Below are 10,291 nucleotides of genomic sequence, written 5' to 3'. Positions count from 1 at the left end.
GACACCTCTCTCAACCGCCCGAGAGCCCCGTTCGTCATGCCCAGGCGCCGACAGCACCGCCGTCACCCGATCGGTGACCGCTCTGAAAAGGCTCACTGACCAGCGACAGGTCCGCCTTCCCGACGCGGGCGGCCTCGGCGATCAGGCCCTCCAACAGGGCGGTGAAGACGCCGGCGTCCCGCCAGACCCGGAACCGCCCGTAGACCGTCGGCCACGGGCCGAACTCGGACGGCATCTCCCGCCACTGAGCGCTGGATCGGAACCGCCAGATCACCCCCTCGAACTGCTCCCGCAGCCGCTCGGGGTACGGGCCGAACCTGCCGACCGGCAGATACGGCTCGATCAACTTCCACTGATCATCAGTGAGTTGCCTACGCGTCACAGACACAGTCCTACAGGGTTCTGCCCTCAGAAGAGGGCAGAACCCCAAGACTGATCACAACCTCACACAGGCCCTAGTACTCCAGTGTGACTTTGCGATCTTGTGTTGGTCGCATGTGGCCGAGGGCTTCGTTGGTGGGTTCGAGGATTGAGGTGCGTGAGCGTCGGGACCAGGCGGGCAGCCACATCGTGTACCGGGTGAGCAGGGCAGAGTCGGCCCTGATGACCACAGCCGGCACACGATGGGATACAGAGAGGAGCATTCGCTACTCGGTCGTGGCCGGCGCTTCCCGCTCCCTCTGGCGCCACTCGTACCGTGAAGGCGCGCCGAGTATCCAGGACCATGACTCGTACTCGTCGACGGTTCCCACCCGGTCGGCTCCATCGATACAGCGTGGATCGTCCCGCTCGGCCAGTCCGTAGACGGCCCAGATCCGGGTCTGCTGGTCCGCTTCATCGAGCAGATCGGCCAGGGTGTCCCCGATGGCGGGTTCCGGATTCAGGCTGTACGCGAGCCCGTAGCCGGCGACCTGGCGAACGGAGGCCTCGGTGTCCCGGGCCAGTGCAAGCAGGGCTTTCAGTCCCTCGGAGGTGAACGTCTTTCGCCCAGACCTCTCCGAGTCCACGATTCTCAGGGTCGAAGGCACCACGATACGGACCTGCGGGGCAGCGTGGGCGAGGTAGGAGAGCCCCAGCGGCTCGATCCTCGGGTCCTCATGGGGGCTCAGGCCAGCCAGGGTCTCGGCCAGGACGTCCGGGTGTTTTTCCTCCTTTGCCCAGTCGAGGAGGATCTCGAGCGTGCGCTGTTCGAACGGATTCGGGACGTTCGTGAGGTCAGCCTCGAGGTAGAGGCAGACCAGGACCTCCGCGCCGAAGCGGCGGTGCAGGGGATCGGGATGGCCCCGCAGTGCCGCCGCAGCCTCCCAGGTCTCGTCGTCCTGCCTCCGGGCAAGGGTTCTGACGATCTCCGACCAGACGGCGTGCTCCCAGTCCGGGTACTCGAGTGCGCACGCGCGGGCCGCCAGTTCGTCGAAGCCCAGGTGCAGTCCGAAGTGCTTCTCGAGGACAGTGAGGATCCCTGTGTGGCCGTCGCGGACGGTTATTCCGCCGAGCCGGAGCTCGTGGTACTCGGTGAACCACTCCCTGTCCCGGATGCGAACCCGCTCGACCGTATCCGAGGCGCCGGTCCGCTCCCGGAGCATGGCGACTGGGCCCATCTCGTGCCACTGCCGGCCGCGTGCCAGCAGTTCCGCGCGGGCGGCCTCGCTGATGAGGGTCGCTCCACCGAGCAGGCAGTCGGCGAGCGCGATGGAACCGCTGTCGACGGCCCGCAATCGCGGGGTGGTCCCGTCGGGCAGTTGGCGGTCCGGATCCGCGCCGCCTTCCACCAGATAGCTGGCGATCGTGGAGTTGAACGCCGAGATGGCCAGGCAGAGTGCGGGGGTGCCCTGCTCGTCGACGATGTCGGGATCCGCCCCGTCCTCGAGCAGTATTCTGACCGCGTTCTCGTCCCCGCTCCGCACCGCCGTGATGAGTGGCTCCTCGCCCATCCCCAACCCCCTGTTGCACTCGATCGCCATGCAGCCGCAGGCCGGGAGAGGAATCGTCGGCCGAGTCCGTCACGCCGTCCCCGGGCCGGAGTCGTGGGCGGAACATCCGGGCGTCGGGCTGCTGACATGTCGCATCGGCGTCAGATCCCGGGCCTCGTCCGGTGCGGATCCCACTGGCTGAAGCAGCCTGTCACACCTGGTAGATCTGGAGCGGCCACCGCGTGATCATCAAGGGTTGTGTGGACTCCTGAAGATCAGGCTGCGGCTGCGGACAACAGCATAGATCCCGCCCGTTGGCGTGCGATGTTCGACCAGGCCATGGCCCGGATCGCGGGCCGGTTCAAGCGGGTGGAGCCGCGGGCGACGGCCCGCGTCTTCGTGCTCGCCCTGCTGTCCGGCGTCGAGCGGAAGAACTGCTGGCGTCTGGTCGAGCAGGCCGGTCACAGTCGGCCCGGGCCGATGCAGCGGCTGCTGCGAAGCTCCCGCTGGGACGCGGATGCGGTCCGCGACGACGTCCGGGCCTACGTCCTCGAGCACCTCGGTGCCGACGACGGCGTCCTGATCGTGGACGACACGGGGTGTGCGCCACGAGGCGCTGAGGATCGAGTGGGAGGAGGAGCCCACCGCTGGTCATCGCAGTGACCGGTTGAAGCTGGAGACAGGCTGGACCCCAGGTCGGGGGCGAGGCCGGAAGCAGTCTCGACAACGTAGGGGCGGACCGAGACCACCAGACGGTTCGTGCCCGCAAGTGAAGACGGAATGGGCGTAACGGAACTGAACCAGCGTTTGAAGCCCCGTGAGTCGTCAGCGGCCTGCCGAACCTGGTGGATGGGCCGCGCTGCGGTGCTGGAGACGGCTGTATCCGGTGGCCTCTCCTCTCCCGTCGCCTTGAGCCTGTGGGCGCCGGGAGGCCCGGATCAAGACTGCGATGTGCGGTCCGGGCGATGCCGTCGGGGTAAAGCTGGGCGGCCGCATCAGCCCGCGTCTGGGAGAAGGCCCAGCCGAGCGGAGCGCCGCTCACTGGTCCCGGTGGTTCGAGGTGAAAAGGGCCAGCATCGCGGCGACCACCACCCAGACAGCGAGGACGGTACAGGCGCCCGCCACCGTCCACGGCCACATCGCCGTGGTGGCCTGGTCGCGGCCGATGCGCCCCCAAGCCTGTAGGACCGTCATGTGCAGGAGGCTCACCGTGAGGTGCTTCTGACTGTTCAACAGCGAGGGCAGGACGAAGAGCAGCGTGATCGTGGCCACGATGGTGAGCACGCTGTGCCGGATGACTGCGGCCAGCCCCATGCCCACGAGTGCGGACACCGGAGCGAGCACCGCGGACGCGACGAGCAGGCGCACGACACCGTGATGGCTGAAGCCGACGGCGGCGTCCTGGCCGGACAGGATCCCCTGGGCCGCACCGAACGAGGCCAACGCCAGGGCCATACCGAGGACGGTCGTGGTCACGGTGACCACCGCCATCTTCGCGGCCATCACCGAACGGCGAGCCGGGACGGCCGTGAAGGTCGTTCGGATCATGCCGGTGGTGTACTCGCCGAGGATCGTGGTGGCACCGATGGCGCCGGCACCGAGGATCAGCAGAGTGGCGGCGCCGGTGGGGAACGAGTCACCCACGGTTCCGAACATGCGGAAGTACTCCCGGTGCTCCTCGTCGTACTGTGTCCAGTTCTGGGAGTCGGCACAGGCGGCGGTGACGGTGACCGTGAGGACCGCCGCGACGGTGGCGGCGAAGGCCCAGGGAGTCGAGCGCAGCGACCACAGTTTGATCCACTCGGCGGCGAACAGGTCGGTGAAGCGGGCTTTGAGCTCCAGAGCCGGCGCGTCGGGCACCACGGTCTTCGTCGTCGCCAGCGAGGTCACTGGGTCCCTCCTGCGAGGTATTCGACACTGTCGGCGGTCAGCTCCATGAACGCTTCCTCCAGCGAGCCGGTGTTGTTGGTCAACTCGTTCAGCAGAATTCGGTGCTGGAAGGCGATCTCGGCGATCCGGTCCGCGCTGAGCCCGACGACCGTGAGCTGCCCGTCGGCCTCGCGCTGGACCGAAGCGCCCTTGGAAGTCAGCAGCGGAGACAGGATCGCGGCGGCCGGTGTGCGGATCGACACGCTCCGGCCGGCCCCGCGGGCCGCGAACTCCGCCACGCTCTCCGCGGCGATCAGCTCACCGCGGCCGAGGACGATGAGCTGGTCGGCGGTGTGCTCCATCTCGGACATCAGGTGGCTGGAGACGAAGACCGTGCGCCCCTCGCCGGCCAGCCGGCGGAACAGGCCGCGCACCCAGTACACGCCCTCCGGGTCGAGTCCGTTGAGCGGCTCGTCGAAGAGCAGCACTGGCGGGTCGCCGAGCAGCGCGGTGGCGACGCCGAGGCGCTGGCGCATGCCGAGGGAGAAGCCGCCGATCCGCCGATCCGCCGGTCCGCCGCGAACGCGAGGCCGACCTCGCGCAGCACCTCGTCCACCCGGCCACGGGGGATCGCGTTGCTGCGGGCCAGCGCGCGCAGGTGGGCCCGGGCGGTGCGCCCGCAGTGCACGTCACCGGCGTCCAGTAGCGCCCCGACATGCCGCAGACCCCGGGGCAGCGAGCGGAACGAGCGGCCGCCGATGGTGACGAACCCGCTGGTGGGGGTGTGCAGACCGAGGATCAGCCGCAGTGCGGTGCTTTTGCCAGCCCCGTTGGGGCCGAGGAACCCGGTGACGTAACCGGGGTTCACGGTGAAGCTCAGATTGTTGACCGCCAGCTGCCGTAGCGCTTCGTCAGCTCGTGGACTTCGATCATGCCCTCAACGGTGCCCTGGTCGGGGCCGGGCGGGCATCGGACCAGAACTGACACCCCGTCGCGGCACCTGTCGACCCTGGTTGTACAACCGTGGTCCGATGCCCGCGGGAGGGCACCCGGTTACGATCACCGCATGTCCGTGACGCCGGCCCTGCCCCTGCTCAAGCGCGTGCCAGCGGGCACATGGACCGCCCTGGCCTGGTGCGTGTCGGTCATGTACCCCGCAGTTGTCCTTGGCGGGAAGCCGGACCATCACCTCTCCCACCCGGGTAGCGCCGCCGGGCATCGAGACTGGGCGCTCCTCACCGCCGCGTCCCTCGTCGCGTTCGGCGCCGCCGCCGTGCTGCGCCGGCGGCCGCTTCTGTCGATCGCCCTGGTGATCGTCGCCACGCTCGCGGTGACGGACGCGACGCGCGCGAACATCCAGCTGCCACTGACCGCGCTCCTGGCGGTCGACGTCGCGCTCTGCCTGGTCACGGCCGCCCAACCCTACCGGACCTCGCGTGCCGCCCTGGCCCTTGTGCTGGTCGTGCTGATCACGCACCTGGGCATGGTGCCCGACAACACCGTGGGGTTGACGACCGCCACGTACGACGGTGCTCCGGCGCCGGGGACCGTGTTCGTCGTCGATCATTTCCAGCTGACCACCAGCCTGCCGCACATCGGCGTCTCGGACGAGGGCGTCCTGGCCGCCGTCATCGCCTGGCTGGTAGGCCGGTCGATACGCCAGTCCCGCGAGCACACCGAAGTGATGAGCGCCCAGCTGGCCGCACAGGCGGCCACCGCCGAACGGCTACGGATCGCACGGGAGATGCACGACACGGTGGCACACAGCATCGGCATCGTCGCCCTGCAGGCCGGTGCGGCACGGCGGGTCATCGACAGCCGGCCGGACCGGGCCCGCGACGCGCTGGCCGAAATCGAGACCGCCGGGCGGGAGACCCTGTCGGGCTTGCGGCGGATGCTCGGCGCGCTGCGCCAGAGCGATCAGGACAGCGGTATCGAGACCACCCCGCTGCACCGGCCGCCAGGCCTGGCCGACCTCGACCGGCTGGCCGCCGCAACGACCGCGGCGGGCGTCCGGGTCGACGTCCAGTGGCAGGGCAAGCGGCGCCCGCTGCCGCCGGACGTCGACCTGGCGACCTTCCGCATCATCCAGGAGTCGATCGCCAACGTGGTGCGCCACGCCGAAGCCACCTCCTGCCAGGTGTCCATCGACTGCCGGAAGAACGACGAGGTGGCCATCGAGATCACCGACCAGGGCCGCGGCCACGGCACGACCCCGGGCAGTGGCTACGGCCTCACCGGACTGCGCGAGCGGGTCACCCTGCTGCACGGAGAGTTCCACGCCGGCCCCCAGACCAGCGGTGGCTTCCGAGTCTCGGCCCGGATACCCATAGCAGGAGGAGCACAATGAGTATCCGCGTCATGCTGGTCGACGACCAACCGCTAACCGAGCCGGATGCGTCGGATCAGCTGGTCGCGGTGGTCGCGCAGGGGCTCAGGCGGCGCGGTCGGGGCCTCAACCAGCGGTCGAACGGCTGGACCAGGGTCTTCGTTCACATCCCTGACACCGGGTCCAAGACCCAGCAGGCGATCTACAGCATCCATATCGGAAACGGCCAGACACAGAACCGCATCCTCAACGTCGCCTCCAACAGCAACCACTGGGTCAGCCTCGGCGTCCTTGAATTCACCGACGGGAACGACTTCCAGGGGGTTGAACTGTCCAACTACACACCGGACGGCGACGCCTCGGACGATGTCGCATGGGACGCCGTCGCCTTCCAACCCCTTCCAGGGCAGCCAAAGGACTTCGTCGTCCAGCTGGGCGACTCCTACTCCTCGGGTGAAGGCGCCCAGCCGTACATCTACGGCACCGACATGGGCCCGTACGCCGACCAGAGCAAGCAGACCTCCCCGGGGCGTTCCTGGAACGCTTGCCGCCGAAGCCAGAACTCCTGGATCCGGCAGACGGTCATACCGGGAAGGTCTGGCAGCATCGGCAGCATGGCCGACACCTTCGACACTAGCCTCGATTACCACAGTGTCGCCTGCTCCGGCGCCGTCACCTCGCAGATCGATACAACGGGAAGCACCGACAAGGACGGCAACCTCGTCTGGGGAGTGATCGGACAGCATCACGAGGTCCCGCAGCTGTTGTCCGGCTTCCTCGATGCGAACACCACGCTGGTCACGCTTACCGCCGGAGGAAACGACTCGGGCTTCGCTGACACCGTCCAAAGCTGCGTCGAACTCAGCTGCCCCTCCGATGCGGACGTCAGGAAGCAGATCGATGACACCATGGGCCGACTGAGGCTCCTGCTCCAGCACATCCACGACAAGGCGCCGAAGGCGAAGATCGTCCTGCTCGGCTACCCCGAACTCTTCGATGTGGGAGACATGACAGTCGGGTGCTCGGTGATGCTCAGTGATGCAGCTATCAAGCTGAACGGCTGGGCCGACTACATGAGGGACGACCAGAAGAAGCTCGCCGCCGATCTTCAGAGCGTAGACAACGTGCCCGTCACGTTCTACTCGCCGATGACCGAGTTCTACCACCGTGGTGTCTGTAGTAAGGCCGGTGCGGCCATCAATGACTTCGTGGCCGCGCCTTCGACCAAGCCTGGTGGCGACTTCTCCTGTCCCGCGAGCCCCAACCCCAATAACTGGGTGTGCGCGAGCATGGAGAGCTACCACCCGAACAGCACCGGAACGAAGCTGTACGCCTCCGCTCTGGCGAGCGCGTTGATCAGCGCGCGCTATTAGCGGCTCTCGGAATAATCCACCCGGCCGGGGCCTGAACGGGCCCCGGCTCTTCCCGGAAAGCCTCGGATGAAGCTGTTTCGCAGAGGACTGGTTGTTCTCATCGCGGTTCTGGCAGTGGCTGCCGCAGCCTTCGCGGCAAGCACGATTCACCAGCGCTCTGTAGTTGGTGACCGTCGACGGCAGGCAACCGCCGACGCAGCTGACAGCGCTCGGCGCTACGCAGCCAAGCTCGTACCCGCGTTCAGTGCGGGCTCACAGACGATCGCGTCGCTTGAGGAACTCGAACGAGGCACCCAGGTGACCCATGTCAGCGCCGTCAAAGAGAGCACATCTGTCGTGGTCGATGTCCAAGCCACAGCGGTCTACCCCGGCGCCAGGAGCGCCGCGGTGGCGGACGCCTGCCTGCGGGTAATTCTCTTTCGAACGGATGGAGCCATCACAGATCGGATCGACGGCATACCATGCAATCAAGCTCACATCACAACTAGCGGGAACGAGGCGCTCACTGTCGGGTGAGGCATGCCTATCTACCAGCGACGCGTGGAGGTCCTTGCCCTCAGCGGCGAGAAGATGGACTGTCGCCAGCTCGCGGCGGCCTTGGGTCTGGAGTGTCGCGGTCGAGAGGCTCGTTGAGCGTCTGGCGGTCTTCCCGCGGCTCGGTATCCCTGTGCCCGGCGGTACTGACCCGGCGGTCGACGACTACACCGCCCGCACCGACCCGGCCTCCGGCTCCGGCGACCGCATCAGCGTCGTGTACAGGTTCCATCCCGGCATGTCCGCGATCTTCGTGACCTGGGTGATCGCCGGACCCTGACCCACCTCAGCAGCGCCCCGGAAACGGCCGGGCTCCGGTGACCTATCGCGGGCCAGGGGCCTGGGTGAGCAGGTCGGGCAGGCGCAGCGGGCCGCGTTGGTGGGGGCCGGCTGGCGTGTTCCACAGGGCGTGGGGCCAGGGTGCGCTGAGTTCGGCGCCGCGTACACCGTCCCGAACGGCGGTGAAGCGGTGACCGTAGCCGCCTTGCATGGTCGGAGCGGGACACAGAAGGTCACCGTCGATCAGATAGGCCTGGCCGCAACCGTTCTCGCCGGTGCTGTCGCTGGCGCACCACAGTCCCCACTCGGCGTGGGCGCCGATGTCCGCGCACGGCCCGTCCAGCGGCTCCCGGGCGAACGTGCCGTCCGAGGCTCCGCAGGGACAGCCGTCCTCGAACTGGTACCAGTCGATCGGCGCCTGGTCGTCGAGCTTTTCCGCGAGCCAGCCAGGGTGGATGCCGAGCGCGGCCGCGAGCTTGTCCCGCTCGGCGGGCTCGGGGGTGGAGCGGCCGGCGGCCCAGTGCCCGACCTGGTGCGCGGGCACGCCGACCGTACGGGCAAGGGCGGTCTTGTCGGTGCCCATGGCGGCGATCAGCAGGCGCAGCCGGCGCGGGAGCGCACCGAGCTGGTGGATGCGCCACATCGGATGCCCGTCGATCTCCTCGCTCGAGTACCCGGTCCCCCACCCGTCCATCTCCTCGAGGAATGCGACCAGGCGGCGCTGCTGCGCCTGCTTGAGCCAGGCGAGCGCCTGGGTGTCGTCGAGGCCGGTGTCGGGCGGGATTTCGCTGAGCACGGTGTCGGCTGCGTACAGCTCGCTCATCGGGTCGTCGGTGCCGGCCCCGGCCTCGAAGACGACCGCGAGCAAGCGCTGGAGGACCGCTCGCCGTGCCGTCGACTCCTGCGTGCCGCCCAGCAGGGCGCAGCAGGCGTCGAGAGCGCGCAGCAGGCGCTGTTCGGTCGACCGGTCCCAGAACTCGAGCATCCTCACGTCCTTCCTGATCCCGCAGCCCTGCGGCCGGACCAGTCTGGCAGGGCGTGGCGCCGCGGCGTGGCCCGGATCGAGGTCGCGGAAGAACGGCTCGCGGCTTCACCGACTTGGACGGAGTGGGTGGTGTCGTGCTTGGGGTGGCGGAGGTGAGCCGTTCCCCGGTCCACCACCGGGCCGGGCGGGTGATGGCCGCGGGTGTGGGGTGAGGCGTCTTGACCGGGTCCGTGCTGTGCGTTTCCATCGGCTCGGGCCCGCGAGCGCCCGGCCGGGCAGCGGAGACCCCCGTATCCGGTGCCGAGGACCGGCCAGAAGCTCATCATTCACCACAGGATCGCAGCGGCACGTGCCTCACAGCGTCGGCAGCATCGGGGGGACAGCTGACGCGGAGAGCTGACGATGCCCCAGTTGACCCCCGCCCCTTCCACGGACTGCCGCCGGCGCTGCACGGGGGAGACTCACCAGGCCCTCCAGGCCCTCCAGGCGCTGCGGCAGGCGGGCAAGGACGGATCCGCGATCCCGGTGGCTCGCCACCCGGACCAGGCCGCACTGGAAGCCGCGGTCTTCCTCGCGGCTTGCAAGATGGGCGGCCTGTCACCCCACCCCCTGGGCATCCTGAAGGTGCGCCCCGAGCCGGAGCGGTTGACCATCCGGCTGCTCGACGAGCCGTTGCACCTGGACCACGCCCGCACCCTGTGGAAGGACGGCATCGGCCACTCGTTGCCGCAGTAGAACCTCCTGCCCGGCGACGGCGGACGACCCGGCGAGTGAGTCCAGCGGCCGGGCAGAGTCAGCCCTGGGATCAGGGTGCGGCCTGGCTGGCGTACGGACGGTCGGCAAGGTGCGCCTGGTCGTGCCGCAGCTCCCGGCGCAGCCGTCCGGCACCGTCACCTTGGTGGCCAACGAGGTGAGGGCTGAGGTTCCCCCGACGTGCGGAAGGTTGCCGGAGATGGCCTGATGGGCCATGAGAAGGGAGCCTCTGCCATGGCTGCACCGATGAAGTACCCGC

General features: G+C 68.6%; 8 protein-coding genes and 3 pseudogenes. 6 read left to right on the top strand and 5 right to left on the bottom strand.

Annotation, left to right across the window (positions count from 1 at the left end; genetic code table 11):
• Nucleotides 1-94: 94 nt before the first annotated feature.
• Both ABT048_RS41225 and ABT048_RS41220 read right to left on the bottom strand, forming a co-directional pair.
• Nucleotides 95-382, bottom strand: a pseudogene (locus tag ABT048_RS41225) (transposase); the annotation flags it as partial.
• Between the two features lie 265 nt (nt 383-647).
• Complete coding sequence (locus ABT048_RS41220; RefSeq protein WP_350526789.1) at nt 648-1,961, bottom strand: ankyrin repeat domain-containing protein; 1,314 nt, start codon at nt 1,959-1,961, stop codon at nt 648-650.
• 288 nt (nt 1,962-2,249) lie between these two features.
• Here ABT048_RS41220 and ABT048_RS41215 point away from each other — a divergent pair.
• Nucleotides 2,250-2,525, top strand: a pseudogene (locus ABT048_RS41215) (transposase); the annotation flags it as partial.
• A 423-nt stretch (nt 2,526-2,948) separates the two neighbouring features.
• On the opposite strand, the gene ABT048_RS41210 reads toward ABT048_RS41215, so the two are convergent.
• Together ABT048_RS41210 and ABT048_RS41205 are read right to left on the bottom strand one after the other, a co-directional pair.
• Nucleotides 2,949-3,800: an ABC transporter permease gene (locus ABT048_RS41210; RefSeq protein ID WP_350526788.1), complete on the bottom strand. Its 852-nt coding sequence runs from the start codon at nt 3,798-3,800 to the stop codon at nt 2,949-2,951.
• Nucleotides 3,797-4,712, bottom strand: a pseudogene (locus tag ABT048_RS41205) (ABC transporter ATP-binding protein). The gene ABT048_RS41210 and the pseudogene ABT048_RS41205 overlap by 4 nt, the downstream one beginning before the upstream one ends.
• 133 nt (nt 4,713-4,845) lie before the next feature.
• Between ABT048_RS41205 and ABT048_RS41200 the strand changes: the two are divergent.
• The 4 genes from ABT048_RS41200 (at nt 4,846) to ABT048_RS41185 (ending at nt 8,295) form a co-directional block, all read left to right on the top strand.
• Nucleotides 4,846-6,129 (top strand): sensor histidine kinase, encoded by a 1,284-nt coding sequence (locus ABT048_RS41200; protein ID WP_350526787.1) that lies wholly within the window; start codon nt 4,846-4,848, stop codon nt 6,127-6,129.
• Nucleotides 6,126-7,481: an SGNH/GDSL hydrolase family protein gene (locus ABT048_RS41195; protein ID WP_350526786.1), complete on the top strand. Its 1,356-nt coding sequence runs from the start codon at nt 6,126-6,128 to the stop codon at nt 7,479-7,481. Before ABT048_RS41200 ends, ABT048_RS41195 begins: the two co-directional genes overlap by 4 nt.
• 66 nt (nt 7,482-7,547) lie before the next feature.
• Nucleotides 7,548-7,997: a hypothetical protein gene (locus ABT048_RS41190; RefSeq protein ID WP_350526785.1), complete on the top strand. Its 450-nt coding sequence runs from the start codon at nt 7,548-7,550 to the stop codon at nt 7,995-7,997.
• A gap of 151 nt (nt 7,998-8,148) precedes the next feature.
• Entirely contained in the window at nt 8,149-8,295 is a 147-nt protein-coding gene (locus tag ABT048_RS41185) for a hypothetical protein (RefSeq protein WP_350526784.1), read from the top strand.
• Between the two features lie 42 nt (nt 8,296-8,337).
• On the opposite strand, the gene ABT048_RS41180 is transcribed toward ABT048_RS41185, so the two are convergent.
• A complete protein-coding gene (locus ABT048_RS41180; protein ID WP_350526783.1) occupies nt 8,338-9,279 on the bottom strand; it encodes a helix-turn-helix domain-containing protein in 942 nt (313 codons plus the stop codon).
• Between the two features lie 402 nt (nt 9,280-9,681).
• Between ABT048_RS41180 and ABT048_RS41175 the strand changes: the two genes are divergently transcribed.
• Nucleotides 9,682-10,014 carry a hypothetical protein gene (locus ABT048_RS41175; protein WP_350526782.1) on the top strand — a complete coding sequence of 111 codons (333 nt, stop codon included), beginning with the start codon at nt 9,682-9,684 and terminating at the stop codon, nt 10,012-10,014.
• The last annotated feature ends 277 nt before the right edge of the window (nt 10,015-10,291 follow it).

The organism is Kitasatospora sp. NPDC096140 (assembly GCF_040303045.1).
In the GTDB taxonomy this organism is placed as follows: Bacteria; Actinomycetota; Actinomycetes; order Streptomycetales; family Streptomycetaceae; genus Kitasatospora.
Note: the sequence above shows the minus strand (reverse complement) of the source record. Positions and strands in the feature narration are given on the sequence as shown.

Coding starts and splice junctions, on each gene's coding strand:
- ABT048_RS41200 (WP_350526787.1), top strand. CDS start 4,846: ATGTCCGTGACGCCGGCCCTGCCCCTGCTCAAGCGCGTGCCAGCGGGC.
- ABT048_RS41190 (WP_350526785.1), top strand. CDS start 7,548: ATGAAGCTGTTTCGCAGAGGACTGGTTGTTCTCATCGCGGTTCTGGCA.
- ABT048_RS41175 (WP_350526782.1), top strand. CDS start 9,682: ATGCCCCAGTTGACCCCCGCCCCTTCCACGGACTGCCGCCGGCGCTGC.
- ABT048_RS41180 (WP_350526783.1), bottom strand. CDS start 9,279: ATGCTCGAGTTCTGGGACCGGTCGACCGAACAGCGCCTGCTGCGCGCT.
- ABT048_RS41220 (WP_350526789.1), bottom strand. CDS start 1,961: ATGGCGATCGAGTGCAACAGGGGGTTGGGGATGGGCGAGGAGCCACTC.
- ABT048_RS41195 (WP_350526786.1), top strand. CDS start 6,126: ATGAGTATCCGCGTCATGCTGGTCGACGACCAACCGCTAACCGAGCCG.